We start from the raw sequence: 17,291 nt of genomic DNA, 5'->3' as shown, positions 1-17,291 counted from the left end.
GATGTGCTGCGCGAGATCCCGAAAGCCGGCCGCGACCGTGGCGGCCCAGGGATAGTAGAGTCCCCCCGAAACGAAAGTTGGTGTGCGGGTTGCTGAAACGGGTTCCGCGGGCAGGCCGTCAGCGGACGGTGCTGGTGGCGGTCGCGGCGGTGGTAGCGGTCGGACTGGGGTCGATCGTGGTGGGGGCGATGCGTGGTTCGCCCGGCGAGCTCCCGCTGGCCGGCCTGCCGGACGGCCCGGTCAACGCTGCGACGCTGGCGGACATGGTGATTCGGGTCGACGCGCGCGGCCAGGATCCGTACGCGGTGCGCGTCGAGCTGGACGGTAAGCCGGTCGCCGCCACGGTCGAGGGCGAAACCGTCGTGGTCCGGCCGGCCCCGCTTCCCGATGGCGTGCACCAGCTCACCGCGTCGGTCCCGGGCGGGTTCCTGCGCGACGGGCCGGAAACGTCGAAGAGCATCACGGTCGACGCCACCGCGCCGGTGGTCCTGGTGACCGCGGCGCCGCCGATGACCTCCTACCGGCAGCCGTTCGTCGTCCGAGGCACCGTCCAGGGCGCGCGGCAAGTGACGCTCGGGTCGCAGCCGATCACGCCCGCCGCGGACGGTTCGTTCGAGATCACCGTGCCGCACGCGCCGGTCGGCGCGGAGGTGAAGGCCGTCGACGTCGCGGGCAACGCCACGACGGTGCCGGTCGACGCCGCCGTCGATATTCCGCGCACCCGCGCCGTCCATGTCACCGCGCACGCGTGGTCGCACGAGGGTCTGCGCGAGAGCGTGCTGGAGCTGGCGCGTACGGGCCGTATCGATACCGTCCAACTCGACATCAAGGATGAGGACGGCGTCATCGGCTACGACTCGCAGGTGCCGCTGGCCCGCGAAGCCGGTGCCGCCACAACGATTTACGACGCCCCCGACGCGCTGCGCCGGCTGCATGACATGGGTCTGCGGGTGGTGGGGCGGATCGTGGCGTTCCGGGATCCGAAGGTCGCCGAGTGGGCCTGGCACAGCGGCCGCCGCGACCTGGTGGTGCAGAACGCCGACGGCCGGCCGTATTCCAGCCACTACGGACCGATCGCGTTCACCAACTTCGCGCATCCCGAAATCCGCGGTTACAACATCGATCTCGCGACCGAGGCGGCGCAGCTGGGCTTCGACGACATCATGTACGACTATGTCCGGCGGCCCGACGGCCCGCTGGGCCAGATGCGATTTCCCGGCGCTACGACCGACCCCACCACCTCGATCGCGGAATTCTTGCGTGAGAGCAGGGATCCGGTGCACCGAGCGGGCGCGGTCCTCGGTGCCGCGGTGTTCGGCATCGCTTCGACCCGTCCGGAACAGATCGCCCAAGACATTCCGCTGATCGCCCGATACGTCGATTACGTGGCGCCGATGCTGTATCCGTCGCATTGGAACCCCGGTGAATACGGCGTCGCCGATCCGAACTCCCAGCCCTACGACATCATTTACGCGTCGCTCGGTGATTTCATCAGGTTGACCCAAGGCACGGGCGCGGAAGTCATTCCATGGCTGCAAGACTTCAGCCTGGGCGTAGATTACGGTCCCGCCCAGGTCAGCGCCCAGATAGCTGCTGCCGCCGCCGCGGGCATCGACAGCTATATCCTCTGGAGCCCGACCGTGCGCTATCACCTCTGAGCCGACGCCGTCCGGGTGTGGGACGGGCTGTGGGAAAGGCTGATCGGCGCGGTTTCAGTGGCCCAGCGCCGGGAATGACCGGGCAAAAGCCACGTTCCTACAGCGAGGAGTATCGATGTCCACCGACGCGATTGTTTTGCTGCGCGAGGATCACAAGGAAGTGCGGAAACTGTTCCGTGATTTCGAGAAGGCGGGCGCGGGCGCGCACAAGGTCAAGGGGCAGCTGGTCGACAAGATCATCGAATTGCTCACCGTGCATACCTACATCGAGAACGAATGCATGTATCCCGAGGTTCGCGCACTCGTGCCCGAATTGGAGAAAGACATTCTCGAGTCGTTCGAGGAACATCATGTCGCCGACGTGTTGATCGCCGAATTGGCGGCGATGAAGCCGGACGACGAGCGGTTCACCGCGAAGACCACCGTCCTCATCGAGAGTGTCGATCACCACATCGACGAGGAGGAGAACGAATGGTTCCCCAAGGTGCGAGAACACCTGGGGCGTAAGCAACTTCAGGAGATCGGCGCGCGCATGCTGGAACTGAAGGAGAAAGCGCCGACCTCCCCGGCGCAGCCGTCGGCGCTGAAGAAAGCGGTGGACGCGGTCACCGCATGACCCTTACGGACAGCTGAGGGCGGCGGGGGAATCAACCCCCGCCGCCCTTCGCCACCCGCCGGATCGGCAAGCCGTGGGCGTTCTTCGGCCCGCCGGCAGCCTTCATCCTGAGTTATCCGAGCTGTCAGACCCTGCAGTCGCTGCTCTCGGAGCGATCGGAGGCGCGTTAAGCCACGCTGCGGCGGGTGGATTGGGCGTTGCGGCCCATGACCTGTTCCCACCAGGAATCCAGCGGACTCGGGTCGGGCCAGACAATCGGGGTTTCGCTGTCTTTTTCGGCGGTGTGCTGGCGCGGACGTGCGGAAATGGTGCGGTTGTCGAGACTGGCCACGATCTGGATTCCTCCGAGTGTCTGAACTTGTCTCAGGTGCTGACTGCTTCTCACCCCCGCACAGCTTGCGCGAGGCGCGAGATGTGAACGGCGGCAGTAATTCCCGCGCCGTGCGGGTCTAAACGTCAGTAAGCGAAGGGATACTCGTCGTCGGGAAGGGGGACGATCCGGGACTGTTCGATCCGGTCGTACTCTGCGGTGTCCCACGCTCGGGCGATCCGCTCGGCAAGCGGTACGACATCATTGTCGGCTTCGGTGTCGACAATCGGCACCTGCTGATCAGCGTAGTCGGCTTCGCCTGCGGCTGGGAAGATATCGCGCATGGGTGTGTCTCCTCCCTGACGTTCGGGTGCTTGCGAGAGCCCGGCCCACGTGGGCCGGGCTACGCCGGGAATTCGAAAGGTGACGTGACTAACTACGGACTGGCCTCGCTGTAGTTCGACGGCATCACCTGCCTTCCATCTCGCCGGGGACCTCCGGACGGTCCAGGATCAGGCGTTGATGGCCTTCTTGTGGCCGTTGCCGCGGGCGATCTCGATCTTGCGCGGCTTGGCCTGCTCCGCCACCGGGATGCTCAGACGCAGCACGCCGTCGGTGTAGTCGGCGCGGATCTGCTCGGTGTCGAGGTTGTCGCCGAGGAACAGCTGCCGGGTGAACACACCGCGCGACCGCTCGGCGGCGATCATCTCCCGGTTCTGGTCCAGGCCGGGGCGTTCGGCCCGAACTGTCAGCATGTTGCGTTCGATGTCCAGGTCCAGGGTGTCGGGGTCGATACCGGGCAGGTCGAATTCCACGACGAATTCGTCACCGACGCGCCAGGCATCCATCGGCATGACCGCGGGGCGGGCCGACGTGCCGAACACCTGCTGCGCGAGACGGTCCAGGTCACGGAACGGATCGGTACGCATCAGCATGGTCGCCACCTCCAACTCACTCCATTCTCTCTCGGCAAGTGGTGAGATTATCTGTGCCATTCGGCATAGATTTGTTATAGCACTCGATGTATAACAGTGCAAGAGGGTCAATCAGATAATCTCTTCGGGAAGATCAGAGAGAGGTCGGATGAATCAGGAGCAAGACCGGGCCGCCCACCTGCCCGATCCTGCCGCCGGGGTGTACGGGATCTCGGTGGCGGCGGGGCTGTCCGGTATCGGCGTGCAAACCTTGCGGCTCTACGAACGGCACGGGCTGCTCACCCCGGCTCGGAGCGACGGGGGCACGCGCCGCTACAGCAGCGACGATCTGGCCCGGCTACAGCGCATCACGGTGCTGGCCGACGCCGGCATCAACATCGCCGGCATCGGCCGCATCCTCGATCTCGAGGACGACAACGCCGCGCTGCGCGCGGACAACATCCGGTTGGCCAAACGGCTGGGCGAGAAGTGATCAGCTGTCCATGATGTGCGGCAGGCCGCGCCGGAAGCGGTCGGCGTCGAGCTGCTTCAACGGTTCGAAGACGGGCAGCGTCACCAGCGGGTGAACCGGCACCCGCGGCGCCGCGTCGCCCGCCGCGTCGAGGATGGCGTTGGCGACCGCGCGACCGGATTCGTTGGCGCCCTCCATGGTCGCGAGGTCGATGTGCGAGCGCACGTGGTCGCCGCCGAAGAACAGGTTGGGAATCGCGCAGTGCGCGTGCGGCCGGTGGTCGTAGGACCCGACGGTATTGACCAGCAGTGGGGTCTCGTTGTGGATGCGCCCGGCGGACCAGGAGATGCCGGGATCGAGGTGCCAGGAGAGGATGTCCTCGTCGCGGAGCCAGCCGGTCGAGGTGTTGAGCCAGCGCTTCAGTTGCGCCCAGACCTCGGCGGCGATCTCCTCGGCGGTGCAGTCCTTGGCGGTCCGGCCGTAGCGGATGCCCGGGGCGTCCCAGTCGGAGATGTCCACCGACAGGCATTCCCGCACACTGCCGTCGCCGTAGCGGGCCGCGAAGTCGCCGCGCCACATGGGCGCCTGCCGCAGTGCGGTCAGGGCCCAGGGGGTGCCGAGCGCGGCGATGTGCCCCTGCGGTAGCCGGGTCGGTTGGCGCAAGTAGTACTGGATGCCGACCATCCAGTCGGTGACCAGCTCGCGCATGCCGGCCAGCTGCGGATCGGCGTCGAGGATGTCGTCGTCGAGCAGGGGCAGCGTCCGGTCGACCGGCATGGCGCAGACGTACCAGTCGGCGCGCACGGTGGTGGTACCGCCGGCACCGGCGACAGCTACCCCCGTTATCGCACCGGCCCGCAGCCGCAACCGCGTCGCGCGCTGCCCCATGACGAAAACCACGCCGCGCGAACGCAGATAAGCCACCCACGGGTCGATCCAGGCCTCGTTCGTCGGTCCGTTCAGGATCCGATCGACCCCGCCGCTGAACTGCGGGATCAGCCCGGAACCCGCCAGCACCAGGGCCTCGCCGATGGTGCCGATGGTGCGTGCCGAGCTGAGGTGTGGCTTCGCGGCGACGGTGATCCGGGTCAGCGCGCTGACGAGGTACTCGCGGTAGGCCGCGGATTTTCCCTCCGCTCGCAGCATCGCCTCCCAGGTGACGTATTCCCACTGGCCGTACCGGCGTTCGTCCGAGGAGGTGAACCACAGGGCGATCTGGCGAGCGAAGAAGGCCAGCTCGAGCGGCGGCAGGCCGGGGACGAAACTGAACGCGGTGATGAGGGAGGTCTGTAGGAGTTCCGGGGTGAGATGCCGGAGGCCGGAAAGTTCGACCGGCGTGAAAACCGGTGGGAGATCCCGGAATCCGGCGACCGCGCCGTCGACCCGGACCAGATTCCCGGCGACGCCGTTCACGTTCCCGGGGAACGGGATTCGGCTCATCGTGTCCGGGATGTTCTGGTAGCAGCCCGGGAAGAAGCGGAAGCCGTGTTCGCCGGGCAGGTCGGCTCGGCCGTCGGTCCCGGTGCCCGGTACCCCCATGCTGCGGGCCTTACCGCCGAGGTGGGACGGCTCATAAACCGTTACCTCATAACCTCTTTCGATCAGTTCGTGCGCGGCCGACAGACCGGCCACGCCGCCGCCGAAGATCGCGACCGAGCGGCCGGTGGCCGGTGTGCGCCGCAGCGGGGCGGCGTGGGCTTGCCCGGCGCACAGGCCGGTGGTGGCGCCCATGATCAGCGCGCCGCGGAGCATGTCGCGCCGGCTGAACCCGGACGCGGGTCGAGGGTCGTGCATGGCTAGCTCCTGGAGACGGGATCGCGGTCCTGCGTGGATTGTCGGGGTGTGGGCGCGAGGTGCCGCGGAATCGCCTGTGCGGCAGTGCGGGCCTGCAACCATTCGGCGGCGGCGTCACGAAGCTCCTGGCCCAGGTTCCACAGCACGGCGGCGGGTGCGCCGCGCAGCATGGCGTTCGCGGTCAGCGCGGTGACCCGGGTGGGTGACAGGAGTTGTTTGGGTGTCGTTGTGCGAGAGAAGATCTCGGTCGCGGCCAAGGCCAGGGCCGCTTGGCGCTGGGCGGCGCGATAGAGCTCGATTTCCAGCGGTCGCATCGGTTCGGCGCGGGCCAGCCGATTCGTCCACTGGTACATGTCCAGGCATTCCGCGGCCCGTTCGCGTTCCCATTCGAGCAGGACGCGGTCGAGGACGGCCGGATCGTGCAGCACCGGGGCCACTGCTTCGCCGAGCCGGCGTCCGTAGCGCAGGGCGTCTCGAATGCCCTGCGCGGTAACGGGATCCTTGAAATGGCCGGAGTCGCCCGGCAGTGCCCAGCCCGGGCCCGAGGAGCGGCGGAAGTAGGAGACGATGCCGGTCGCGGCGCGCACCCGGCCGACCCTGGTGCAGCCCGCCAGGCGCGCCGCGAGGTCGGGTAGGCGATCGAGTGCTGCCAGGTACCGGGTTTCGGCATGACCGGGGCCCGGCTGGACAGGTTCGGCGGGCGGCTGCACCAGGCTCAGCACCAGGCCGTCGTCACACGGGAACGCGGTGCCGAGGTCCGAGCCCGCGCGCCACTGCGCCGCGATATGCCGCTGGGCGGAGTCGCCGTCGCGCCAGTAGGCGAAATAGCAGTCCCGCCCGCTCGGCTGGCTCAGATACGGCCGATCCGCACCGACCAGCCGGGCGACGGTACTGCGGCGGCCGTCCGCGCCGATCACTAGCGGCGCGCGCAACTCGATGGTCGTGCCGGCTCGGTCGGTGTAGCGCACGCCGCTGACGCGGCCACTGTCCCAGACCAATTCGCCGACTTTCACGCGCTCGCGGATCTCGGCGCCCGCCGACCTGGCCGTGCCGACCAGCGCGGCGTCGAGCCCGGGCCGGCGTACGCACAGCGCGTAATCGATACCGTCCACCGGGCTGAAGGGTGACGTGACGCAGAAACCGGAGCCGCCCGCCCGGGCGAGCGTCAGGTGTGGTGCGCCGAGCTGCTCGACTGCCGCCGCGGCGCCCAGTGGTCGCAGCTCCGCCACTCCAGCGGGCCACAGCAGGTGCGTCGATACGGTATCGGACGGGAAATGCGCGCTGTCCAAGGCGATTACCCGCCGCCCGGCGCGCGCCAGGGCGATGGCGGCCGCCGATCCGGCGCATCGGGCTCCGACGACGATCGCGTCGGCTGTTTCTACGGCGCTCACGACAGGCGGCCCATGCCGCCGGTGAATCGCGTTGGTGGGACTGCGTATTCGATCATGCTTGTCCTCGGTCACTGTGTCTCGGACACTGTGTCCGATATTGAGCTCGCCGCGACGTGATGTCAATACCTGTCTGGGTCAGATGGCCCGGCCCGGGTGCGGGACGAAGGAGCACAATGGCATCCATGGCGGACTCGACACCCGATCTCCGATGCCCTCGCTGACCCGCGCCGCGCGCCCGGCCCGGCCGCCGGACGACGAGCGCCGCGCGGATCTGGAGCGCCGGGTGCTGCGCGCTCTCGAACAGCTACTGGCCGAGGGCATTCCGTTCACCGAGATCGCGGTGCAGCGCATCGCGGCCACCGCGCGGATCGCGCGCTCGACCTTCTACCGCTACTTCCCGGACAAGAGCCAATTGCTCATTCGCATGGCCGAGCTGGCCACCGCCGATCTGTTCGGCGCGGCCGAATTGTGGTGGCGCGCGGACCACACCGACGAGCAGGACGGGGTGGTGGCCGCGGTGGGCGCGATGATCACGGGGTTCCGCGCGCACCGCTACTTGTTGCTGGCGCTGAGCGAGGTCTCCGCCTACGACCGGGATGTCGGCGCGTACTGGCGCGGGCGGGTGTCTGTGTTCAGTGGCCTGGTGCGGGAACGGCTCGAAGCCGACAAGCGGAGCGGCCAGGTCAGTGACCGGTTGGATGCCGCCGCGACGGCACTGGTGCTGACCTCGATGGTGGAGCGCACGATCGCGGTGAATTTCGCCGCGGAAGCGGCGGTGACCGACGAGGCGCTGGCCGCGGCCCTCGGCCGGGCCGTCTGGCTCACGGTCTACGGTGACGCGCCCGGGTGAGCGCTATGCCTTGTGCGGCAGGATGTTCAGGACTAGTGCGAGGCCGATGGCGAGACTGGCGCAGGCAGTGAGCGTGATGCCGGGTGACCGCGTGATGGCGGCGATTCCAGCCGAGAAGGCCAGGCACGTCGAAGCTGCCAGAACTGCGGTCCCCGGTTCCATTCCGGCGATGCGGGTAGGTCGGTGGTCCGTCATGACAGCTGGTTACCCCACCGCAGCCGTTATGAAACCGTGATGGCGTGTCGCGGATATCGGCGCAGGTACTAGGCTCGGCGGGCAGGCAGGTGATCCGGCTGTGATGGGCCGGACTGGAGAAGCGGGTCGGCTGGGATATGACGGAAATGCGCGAGATCGTGTCCGCCGGGCTGCGCGAGCAGCGCGAGCTGCTGGATCGGGGCGAGGTCTCGGCCGCGGAACTGACCGAGGCGACTCTGCGGCAAATCGGCGAGTCCGATCTCAACGCGTTCAGCACCGTGCTGCGCGAACGCGCGCGGGCCGAGGCGGCCGACCGCGATCGGGAGCGGGTGGCGGGCGCCGATCTGGGTCCGCTGCACGGCATTCCGATCGCGGTGAAAGAGGAACTCGACGTAGCCGGCGAGGTGACCACGTTCGGTACCCGTGCCAACCACCGACCGGCGGCCGCCGATTCCGAGGTGGTGCGGCGGCTGCGGGCGGCCGGCGCGGTGATCGTCGGTAAGACGGCGATGCCGGAGTTCGGGCAGTGGCCCTTCACCGAGTCCACGACCCACGGTGTCACCCGCAACCCGTGGGATCGCACCCGCTCCACCGGCGGCTCCAGCGGCGGTTCCGCGGCGGCGGTGGCGGCCGGGCTGGTGCCGGTGGCGATCGGCGGTGACGGCGGCGGATCGATCCGGATCCCCGCGGCCTGCTGCGGCCTGTTCGGGTTGAAGACGCAGCGCGGGCGCGTGCCGACCGCGCCGCACGAACACCTGTGGTGGGCGCTGGGCGTGGTTGGCCCGCTGACGCGCACCGTGTACGACAGTGCGCTCGTCTACGACGTGATTCGCGGCAGTACCGCGCGGGATCGTTTCCACGCGCCCGACCCGATCATGTCGTTCGTCGCGGCGGCGACCCGGCCGAGCACCGGACTGCGTATCGGCTACAGCACGAAATCGCCCGTGCCGCTGGCGAAACCGGATCCACAGCACGTCCGAGCCGTCCTCGATACCGCGGAACTGCTGGCGGGCCTGGGGCATTCGGTGTCCGAGATCGACCCGCGCTATCCGGACCCCACCTCGGCCTTCCTGCCGCAGTTCTTCGGCGGAGTCCGGGCCGAGGCCGAACTCGTCGACGACCCGGCACTGCTGGAGCGCCGCACCCGCGAGACCGTGGCCCTCGGCGCCTGGGCGCGGCGACCGGTCGTCGAGCGCGCGATTCGGCACGGAGAAGTGCTGGCGCGCAAGGTCGATCGGATCTTCGAGACCTGCGATCTGCTGCTGACACCCACCATCGCCATCCGCCCGCCCCGCGTCGGTGTGCTCGACGGCGCGGGTAGCGTCCGCGCCCTGCTGCGTTCGATGCCGATGGCCGCCTATACCGGCCTGTGGAACGTCACCGGCCATCCGGCGGCGTCCGTACCGAGCGGTGTCGGCACCGACGGGCTTCCGCTGGCGGTACAGCTCATCGGCCCGTCGAACGGAGAGACCACCATCCTGTCGGTGTCCGCGCAGCTGGAAGCGGCTCGCCCGCAGCCGCGTCCGTTCTGACCGCCGTGGGACAGGCTCTCCGACAACGTGATTCGGGGACGCGGCGGCCACATCACCTGTGTGCCACGCAGTGCGGCGGAGGTCAGGAGGCGCTCGATCGCCGTTCGATCAGGACCGTGTCGTGCCAGACGCCGTCGCGCTGGGCGATGCGCTCCCGGATGCCGACCGTCCGGAATCCCGCCGCGTGGTGCAGGGCGATGCTGGCGCGGTTCTCGGTGAAGATCGAGGATTGCAGGGTCCACAGACCGGCTTGATCGGCGGCCGTCACCTGCTTGTGCACCAGCGCTTTTCCGACACCGCGACCGCGGCTGTCGCCGGCGACGTACACCGAGGTCTCGGCCACGCCGGCGTAGCAACCGCGGGCCGAGACCGGGCTCAGCGCGGCCCAACCGGCGATCTCGCCCTCGATCTCGGCGACCCACCGCTGCTCGGGCAGCCAGTGCGCGTCCAGGTCGGCGCGGCTGGGGACGGTCGTTTCGAAGGTGGCGATCCCGGTGGCGATGCCTTCGGCGTAGATGCGCCGCACCGCATCCCAATCCTCGGGGCGCAGGCCTCGGACGTGGACGTCGTCGGGGACGTCCTCCGGGCAGCAGGGCCGCGGTGCGAGCAGACCCATTACCGCGTCGGCGGCGTGCGGCAGACCCGCGCAGCAGGCTTCGTTCACCGTCACGATGGTGGCGGTGCCCTCCTTCTTCAAGCGCACGAAGCCGACGTCGGCGAGCTTGCGCACGTGGTGTGAAGTGGTCGATTGACTGGTGCCCAGGATCTGGGTGAGCGCGCCGATGGTGATGCCCTGCGGCGTTGTCGCCACCGCGTGCAACAGCTTCACCCGTACCGGCTCGGCGAGGCAGGCGAACCACTCGGCGTAGGTGGTGGCTTCGCTCGTCGGCAGGATCTGGGCCTGCGGCAGGGTGCGCATACGAGCCATTGTATCGATTTGAATCGATGGTTGCATTCATCGACCCCAGTCGATACTGTCAGGCCAGTCAATCGATGAGTATCGATGAAAGAAGGATTGCCATGAATGCCCTCCCTGTCGTGGTCGTCGGCGCCGGGCCGGTCGGTCTGGCGGCCGCCGCCGAACTCGCCGGCCGCGGAGTGCCGGTGCTCGTGCTCGAACGCGGCGCACACGCCGGCGCGGCGGTGGCGCAGTGGAACCATGTGCGGCTGTTCTCGCGCTGGGCCGAGCTGATCGCACCCGCCGCCCGCCCGATCCTGGCCGAATCGGACTGGCGCGCACCGGATCCGGCCTCGTATCCGACCGGCGCGGAATGGGTTACCCGATATCTGCGGCCGCTGGCCGAACGGCTGGGGGAGCGGGTCCGCTACGGTGCCGAGGTCGTCGGCGTGGCCCGGCGCGGCCGGGACCGGGTCGTGGATGCCGGGCGGGACACCGAACCGCTGACCGTGCACATCCGCACCGCCGCCGGGGACGAGCGCATCGCGGCCCAGGCGTTGATCGACGCTTCCGGGACGTGGACCGCACCGAATCCGCTGGGTGGTGACGGGCTCCCCGCGATCGGGGAAAGCGCTGCGGCTGAACGGATTACCTATCGCGTCCCGGATCTGACGGACCCGGCGGGCCGGTCCCGGTACGCGGGCAAGCACATAGCGCTCGCGGGCAGCGGACATTCGGCGCTCACCGCGTTGGTGGCGTTCGCCGCGCTGGCGGCGGAGCACCCCGGCACTCGGATCACCTGGCTGCTGCGGCGCGGCGACATCGGCGCGACCTTCGGCGGCGGCGCGAGCGACCAACTGCCCGCCCGCGGCGCACTCGGCGAGCACGGCCGCAAGGCGGTCGAGGCGGGACGGGTCGAGGTGGTGTACGGCTTCCGGACCGAAACCGTCGAGCGCGACGCGGCCGGCCGCCTGGTCCTGATCCCGGCCGCGGGTGCTCCGGTCGAAGCCGTCGACGAGGTGGTCGTGCTCACCGGATTCCGCCCGGACCTGTCCTGGCTCTCGGAGGTCCGGCTCGAACTGGATGCCACACTGCAGGCTCCCACCGCCCTCGCGCCGCTGATCGATCCCAACCTGCACTCCTGTGGAACCGTATATCCGCACGGGGTGCGCGAACTCGCGCACCCGGAGCCGGGAGTGTTCCTGGCCGGGATGAAGAGTTACGGCCGCGCGCCGACCTTCCTGGCCATGACCGGGTACGAGCAGGTCCGCTCCATCGCCGCCGCGCTGGCCGGTGACCACGAGGCCGCCGCGCGAGTCGAGTTGGTGCTGCCGGACACCGGAGTCTGTGGCGGCTCGGGACTCTTCGACGCACCGGCGGAGGAGGAGTCGGGCGGTGGCTGCTGTTCGACGCCCGCGGCGGACCTGGCGCTGTCCGCTCCCGGCGGTCTGCCGCAACTGCCGCTGTCAGAACGGATTCGCTGACCTGAGCCCGTCGTCCCGGCGCGAAATGGCCCGGGACGACGGCCCGGACAGCCGATAACGTAGATCGGGGACGGCTGTTGTCCACGTCGAGTGGTGAGTATGTGAGACAAGACCTGTCGGTGCCGGGTGCGCCCGCCAGTGCCGCGGAGCTGCGGCGGGTGCTGGCGGTCCTGTGCCTGACCGAGATCACCAGCTGGGGGATTCTGTACTACGCGTTTCCGGTGCTGGCCGGGCAGATCAGTGCCGAAACCGGTTGGTCCGCAACGGCGTTGACGGCCGCGTTCTCCGCGGGGCAACTGGTGGGCGCGGTCGCCGGGATACCGGTGGGACGATGGCTCGATCGCTACGGACCGCGCTGGGTGATGAGCGCGGGCTCGGTGCTCGGGGTCGTATCGCTCACGCTGGTCGCCTCGGCGCAGCATCTCGCCTGGTTCTTCGCCGGATGGCTGCTGGTGGGCGCGGCCAAGAGCGCGGTGCTGTATCAGCCCGCGTTCGCGGCCCTGACCCGCTGGCACGGTGTCCGGCGCGTCCGGGCGATGACCATCCTCACCTTGTCCGGCGGCTTGGCCAGCACCGTGTTCGCTCCGCTCACGGCCGCGATCGCCCAGCGGTTCGATTGGCGCGCAACCTATCTCGTGCTCGCCGGGCTCCTCGCGGTCTTGACGATACCCGCGCACTGGTACGGTCTTCGTCTGCGCTGGCCCGCCCGACCGATCGTCGAACCCGACCAGGACGCGAGCCCGGCCCGAGCGGCGGGCACGCGGGAATTCCGGATCCTGACAACCGCTTTGGCGATCACCTCGTTCGCGGTCGCCGCGGCGGTGATCCTGCTGGTCCCGTTGCTGATCGAACGAGGCTTCAGTACAGGTACGGCAGCGCTGGCGTTGGGGCTCGGCGGGGCCGGTCAGGTGCTGAGCCGGCTCGGATACGGGACCTTGGAGCGGCACACCAGCGTTCGCACACGGACCGCGCTGATCCTGCTGAGTATCGCCGCGAGCACCGTCCTGCTCGGAAGTCTCACCACCGCAACGGCATTGGTCGGCGCCGCCGTGCTCGCGGGCATGGCCCGCGGCGTGCTCACGCTGCTGAAGGCCACCGCCGTGACCGACCGCTGGGGCACTTCGCATTACGGCCGCCTCTCCGGCTTGCTCGCCGCGCCGTCGATCGTCGCTTCGGCTCTCGCCCCCTTCGCCGCGACGGCCATGGCAGGACAGCTCGGCGGCTACTCCCGGGCATTCCAACTCCTCGGCGTCTGTGTCGTCATCGCCGCCGCGTTGTCCGTCGCGACCGTCCCGCGCCGCGGCGGTTGATGTCGTGCCAGCCGCGCCGGCGGGCACTTCCGCGCTCGGCTGATCCCAGGGCCGGATGCCAGGCGCTGCCCGCGCCGGCGCCGCCGACGAGACCACTAGTTCGCCACGGCATTCGGACCGTGAGGCGGTGCGTCTTGTGATCGACGTCGAATCGCCGCCGCGGATCCGGAATGCGGGATCCGGCGCTCCCTACGATGCGTACATGACCGAGCATGCGATCAGCGGGTGGACCTGGCGGCATCGGATGACGCCGCGCAGGCCGGACGAGCCACACCGGGCGGCGACGCCGCTGGAGCTGTTGCTGGACCTGTGCTTCGTGGTGGCGGTCGCGCAGGTCGCGTTGCGGCTGGAGCATGCGCTGGCCGAAGGGCATTTCGCGGCCGGGATCCTGAGCTACTTCATGGTGTTCTTCGCGATCTGGTGGGCGTGGATGAACTTCAGCTGGTTCGCCTCGGCTTTCGACACCGACGATGTGCCGTACCGGCTGTCCACGCTGCTGGTGATGACCGGGGTGCTGCTGCTCGCGGCCGGTGTGCCGCGCGCTTTCGACGACGGCGACTTCGCGATCGTGTTCGTCGGATACCTGGTGATGCGCGTCGGTTTGGTCGCCCAGCAATTGCGCGCGGCGCGGGCGCATCCGCTGGCTCGGGCCGCCATGCTGCGGTATGTGGCCGGTGAGTCGCTGGCCATGGGCGGCTGGGCCGTGGTCATCTTCGCCCTGCCCGGCCAGCTGCGGCCGTGGGGCTTTCTGGTGATGGTGGTGGCCGAACTGCTGGTGCCGCCGTGGGCGGACCGGGCTTGGCGGATGCCGTGGCATCCCCATCACATCGCCGAACGCTACGGGCTGCTCACCATCATCGTGCTCGGCGAGACAATCCTGTCCGCCACCAATGCTTTTCGGGACGCCCTGACTGCGGCGATGAACACCGAACTGCTGCTCATCGCGGCGGGCGGTCTGCTCATCGTGTTCGGCATGTGGTGGGTCTACTTCTCGATGAACGCCGGTGAGCTGCTCGCGTCTACGCCTTCTCCCTATGTGTGGGGCTACGGCCACTACGTGATCTTCGCGGCGGGGGCCGCGGTCGGCGCGGGGCTGTCGGTCACCATCGCGCAAGTCGAACACCACGCCCATGTGTCGACGACACAGGCCGGTTTGACAGTCACCATCCCCGTCTTCTGCTATCTGCTGGTGGTGTGGTGGCTGATGGTCCGGCCGCACGGCGCGAACGCGCCGTACGCCTGGACCATGCCGCTGCTCGGATCGCTCATTCTGGCGGCGAGTTTCACGCCTTATCCCGTGCCCGCGGCCGGGGTGCTGATGGCGCTGCTCGTCGGGGTGAGCATTTACGCGCACTCGCACCGGCCGAGCAACTGACAGTCAGCGCGTCCGCTCCGCCCGGGCGGCCCGCTGAGGGATGAGTGGCGCGAGTTACCAGATCAGCGTGCGGTTTCCGGCTCGGACGCGGCCGAAGAAGCGTGGCGGGAGGTCTGCGCCGCTGTGGTTGTAACTGTGCAGGATGTCGGCCAGTTCGGTAGCCAGGGATTGCAGTGCGGCGGTCGGGGCGCCGGAGCTATCGGCCCAACCCCAGGCCTGGGGGATGTCGTCGATCGTGATGTCGATGGCACCGGGATGGGGCGTGCTTACCACGAAGGTGAGTTGGGCGGGTGCGTCACCGAGGGGATCGACCGGGGCCAGATCGCCGGGTGCGGCCGGAGTGTCCGACATGGTTCGCGCCAAAGCGATGTCGTCGCGGATCATCTCGGCGACGGCGGCGAGGTCGGCATGCTTGCCGAGGCGACGGTGACGGGTACCGTAGGCGCGGGTGGAGTCCGCGGTCACGGCGCCGGATCTGCTCAGGATCCGGTCAAGCATCCGCTGTGCGGTGGCGCGCTCATCGGGCCCGGTGCGCGGGTGATCGATGAGCGCGCGAAGGCGCGAGATGCGCTGGAAACCGGTGGTAGTCATCGGTACCACTGTCGCAGGCAGGTCAGCGCAGCGCGAGCGCCAGGAAGAAGTCGACCCGATCCTCGAGCCGCGACAGGTCGCGTCCGGTCAGTTCCTCGATCCGCTGAATCCGATACCGCAGCGTATTCACGTGCACGTGCAGCAACTCGGCGGACTTCGTCCACGATCCCGACGACTGCAGGAACGTCTCCAGCGTGTGCACCAGATCGGCGCGATTGTCCTGGTCGTAGTTGCTCAACGGGTCGAGCAGCCGGGTCCGGAACATGCGCCGCACTTCGTCGGGCACGCTGGCGAGCAGCAGCATGTGGGTGGCGAGCTGGTCATGCCCGACGACACTCGCCTGGTGTTCGCTGCGGCCGGCCATGCGGCGGGCGTACCGGGCCTCCTCGACCGCGCCGCGCAGACCTTCGCCGTCGACGACCCCGCTGACGCCGACGGAGAGCCGGCTCTCACCCAGTGCGGGCGCCAATTCGCTGAGGGCGAGCTGGATTTCGTCCAGGATCGAGCTGCGCGCCGGGATCAGCGCGATCGCCTCGCCGTCGACCACTCCGGCGGCCGGCCTTCTGCCGTAAAGGATTTCGCGTAACAGGACGCGAAGTTCGCCGGGCCGCAGGGTGTCGCCCTCGGACGCCGCGGCGACCGCGATGTAGGTCTCACCGGGGCCGAGGCCGGTCAGTTCCAGGCGCGAGATGATCTCCGCCGGTTTGGCATCGGAGACGATGAGCTCGATCAGCTCCTGGGCGAGCCGTCCTTCGGCGCTCTGCCGGTCGTCCTGTCGGGCCCGCTCGAGTGAGACGACGGCGGCGAGCTCGCCGGGTAGCGCGCGCCGTTCCTCGGACCACTCGGTGCAGTCGCCCTGGAATACCAGGAACCAGTCCGCGACTCGCGAGGTGCTGTACTCGTCGACCGCGAAAATCGAATGGGGCGAACCGTTCTCGCGTTCCACCAGGGGTAGTCGGCGGGCGTTGAGAAACGCCGCGGTCACGCCCTCGGGCGGTGCGACCGACCCGGCGACCACGCGCCCGGTCGAGGACATCACCCAGCAGCTCATACCGAGATCGCGTTCGATCAGATCCAGCACCGACCCGAGCCCGCTGCCCGCCACGAGCTGGCGGTGCCGGTCCAGCACCGCGCTCAGGTCGGCCGCCCGTCCGGTGGACAGGTTGCGGGTGATCTGCTCGGTCACCGTCGCGAACGCGACGTTCTCCTGGACCCGGAACAGCGGGATCCGGTGCCGGCGGCAGGCCTCGACGATGTCCTCGGGCACGCCGCCGTAGCGCGCGTCACCGGCGGCCAGCCCCGCGACGCCGGCTCGGGCGAGGGCGCCGACGAAGGTTTCGCTGTCGGCGGGGCTGTCGCGCCACTGCAGGCCGGAGAGCACGAGTTCGCCGCCGGAGAGGTAGCGGCTGGGGTCGAGCAGGTCGGTGGTTACCACCCAGCGCACGAAGCGGTCCAGGTCTTCCTCCCCGGTGAGGAGTTCGAGACCGAGGGCCGTCATGGTGAGCAGGGAACGTAATCGCACAGTTTCCTACGCTAACAGCGGTCGGGGTACCCACCGCATTTGGAGATACGTACAAACCTTGCGGTGTGAACTGGGCCACAGTTCAGATTTCTCGTTCCTACCTGTTCACTTCCCGGCCAGCTGTACTTACCGACATGGATTTACCGCGACCCGCGAGTGGGGCCGAGGCGCTCGGGTCCGAGGCCGCCCGACCGGAGGCGAACACCTCTCCCGGCGGCATCGGCGTCGTCGTCGAACTCGAGGTCGACCGGGCTCGGCCCGCCGTGACCGCGCGCCTCGCGCTATCTACTGGCAACGCATACGGTGAGCGGGCGGCGGCGTGACGCGGGTGAGCTCCAACGGCGCGGATCGGCTGGCGCATGATCGGGTGGCACGCAAT

Annotated in this window: 17 protein-coding genes; 9 read left to right on the top strand and 8 right to left on the bottom strand. The window is 68.9% G+C overall.

From position 1 onward, the window contains the following. Window positions 1-89 precede the first annotated feature (89 nt). Both BJ987_RS28765 and BJ987_RS28760 read left to right on the top strand, forming a co-directional pair. Window positions 90-1,658, top strand: a complete 1,569-nt coding sequence (locus BJ987_RS28765) for a putative glycoside hydrolase (RefSeq protein ID WP_245366174.1) — start codon at window positions 90-92, stop codon at window positions 1,656-1,658. A 115-nt stretch (window positions 1,659-1,773) separates the two neighbouring features. After that, window positions 1,774-2,274 (top strand): hemerythrin domain-containing protein, encoded by a 501-nt coding sequence (locus tag BJ987_RS28760; RefSeq protein WP_209896046.1) that lies wholly within the window; start codon window positions 1,774-1,776, stop codon window positions 2,272-2,274. A 166-nt stretch (window positions 2,275-2,440) separates the two neighbouring features. Here BJ987_RS28760 and BJ987_RS28755 read toward each other — a convergent pair whose 3' ends face one another. The 3 genes from BJ987_RS28755 to BJ987_RS28745 form a co-directional block, all read right to left on the bottom strand. Continuing rightward, a complete protein-coding gene (locus tag BJ987_RS28755; protein ID WP_209899758.1) occupies window positions 2,441-2,605 on the bottom strand; it encodes a hypothetical protein in 165 nt (54 codons plus the stop codon). Between the two features lie 125 nt (window positions 2,606-2,730). After that, window positions 2,731-2,928 (bottom strand): Rv3202a family protein, encoded by a 198-nt coding sequence (locus BJ987_RS28750; RefSeq protein ID WP_209896044.1) that lies wholly within the window; start codon window positions 2,926-2,928, stop codon window positions 2,731-2,733. Window positions 2,929-3,096: 168 nt separating this feature from the next. Then, complete coding sequence (locus tag BJ987_RS28745) at window positions 3,097-3,519, bottom strand: Hsp20/alpha crystallin family protein (RefSeq protein WP_209899234.1); 423 nt, start codon at window positions 3,517-3,519, stop codon at window positions 3,097-3,099. 148 nt (window positions 3,520-3,667) lie between these two features. On the opposite strand from BJ987_RS28745, the gene BJ987_RS28740 reads away from it, so the two are divergent. Further along, window positions 3,668-3,991, top strand: coding sequence for a MerR family transcriptional regulator (locus BJ987_RS28740; RefSeq protein ID WP_209896042.1), 324 nt, complete (start codon window positions 3,668-3,670; stop codon window positions 3,989-3,991). Here the strand turns inward: BJ987_RS28740 and BJ987_RS28735 are convergent, their stop codons facing one another. Next, complete coding sequence (locus BJ987_RS28735; RefSeq protein WP_209896040.1) at window positions 3,992-5,764, bottom strand: hydroxysqualene dehydroxylase; 1,773 nt, start codon at window positions 5,762-5,764, stop codon at window positions 3,992-3,994. A gap of 2 nt (window positions 5,765-5,766) precedes the next feature. Further along, a complete protein-coding gene (locus BJ987_RS28730) occupies window positions 5,767-7,155 on the bottom strand; it encodes an NAD(P)/FAD-dependent oxidoreductase (RefSeq protein WP_307869785.1) in 1,389 nt (462 codons plus the stop codon). A gap of 208 nt (window positions 7,156-7,363) precedes the next feature. Here BJ987_RS28730 and BJ987_RS28725 point away from each other — a divergent pair, with 208 nt between their 5' ends. Together BJ987_RS28725 and BJ987_RS28720 are read left to right on the top strand one after the other, a co-directional pair. Continuing rightward, the gene (locus BJ987_RS28725; RefSeq protein ID WP_209896039.1) at window positions 7,364-8,005 is read left to right on the top strand and encodes a TetR/AcrR family transcriptional regulator; all 642 of its coding nucleotides are present in this window, start codon (window positions 7,364-7,366) and stop codon (window positions 8,003-8,005) included. A gap of 332 nt (window positions 8,006-8,337) precedes the next feature. Next, window positions 8,338-9,732, top strand: coding sequence for an amidase (locus tag BJ987_RS28720; protein WP_245366172.1), 1,395 nt, complete (start codon window positions 8,338-8,340; stop codon window positions 9,730-9,732). A gap of 82 nt (window positions 9,733-9,814) precedes the next feature. Here BJ987_RS28720 and BJ987_RS28715 read toward each other — a convergent pair whose 3' ends face one another. Continuing rightward, window positions 9,815-10,651, bottom strand: coding sequence for a helix-turn-helix domain-containing GNAT family N-acetyltransferase (locus tag BJ987_RS28715; protein ID WP_245366171.1), 837 nt, complete (start codon window positions 10,649-10,651; stop codon window positions 9,815-9,817). Between the two features lie 101 nt (window positions 10,652-10,752). Here BJ987_RS28715 and BJ987_RS28710 point away from each other — a divergent pair, with 101 nt between their 5' ends. From BJ987_RS28710 to BJ987_RS28700, 3 genes are all read left to right on the top strand, one after another. Then, entirely contained in the window at window positions 10,753-12,114 is a 1,362-nt protein-coding gene (locus BJ987_RS28710; protein WP_209896035.1) for an NAD(P)-binding domain-containing protein, read from the top strand. 101 nt (window positions 12,115-12,215) lie between these two features. Beyond that, window positions 12,216-13,424: an MFS transporter gene (locus tag BJ987_RS28705; RefSeq protein WP_209896033.1), complete on the top strand. Its 1,209-nt coding sequence runs from the start codon at window positions 12,216-12,218 to the stop codon at window positions 13,422-13,424. A gap of 202 nt (window positions 13,425-13,626) precedes the next feature. Then, window positions 13,627-14,799 (top strand): low temperature requirement protein A, encoded by a 1,173-nt coding sequence (locus BJ987_RS28700; RefSeq protein WP_209896031.1) that lies wholly within the window; start codon window positions 13,627-13,629, stop codon window positions 14,797-14,799. Between the two features lie 54 nt (window positions 14,800-14,853). On the opposite strand, the gene BJ987_RS28695 is transcribed toward BJ987_RS28700, so the two are convergent. Beyond that, window positions 14,854-15,390, bottom strand: coding sequence for a hypothetical protein (locus BJ987_RS28695; protein WP_209896029.1), 537 nt, complete (start codon window positions 15,388-15,390; stop codon window positions 14,854-14,856). A gap of 22 nt (window positions 15,391-15,412) precedes the next feature. Then, window positions 15,413-16,912 carry a PucR family transcriptional regulator gene (locus BJ987_RS28690; RefSeq protein ID WP_307869784.1) on the bottom strand — a complete coding sequence of 500 codons (1,500 nt, stop codon included), beginning with the start codon at window positions 16,910-16,912 and terminating at the stop codon, window positions 15,413-15,415. Between the two features lie 134 nt (window positions 16,913-17,046). On the opposite strand from BJ987_RS28690, the gene BJ987_RS28685 reads away from it, so the two are divergent. Further along, window positions 17,047-17,235 carry a hypothetical protein gene (locus BJ987_RS28685; RefSeq protein WP_209896027.1) on the top strand — a complete coding sequence of 63 codons (189 nt, stop codon included), beginning with the start codon at window positions 17,047-17,049 and terminating at the stop codon, window positions 17,233-17,235. The last annotated feature ends 56 nt before the right edge of the window (window positions 17,236-17,291 follow it).

It is taken from the genome of Nocardia goodfellowii (genome assembly GCF_017875645.1).
GTDB lineage: Bacteria > Actinomycetota > Actinomycetes > Mycobacteriales > Mycobacteriaceae > Nocardia > Nocardia goodfellowii.
Note: the sequence above shows the minus strand (reverse complement) of the source record. Positions and strands in the feature narration are given on the sequence as shown.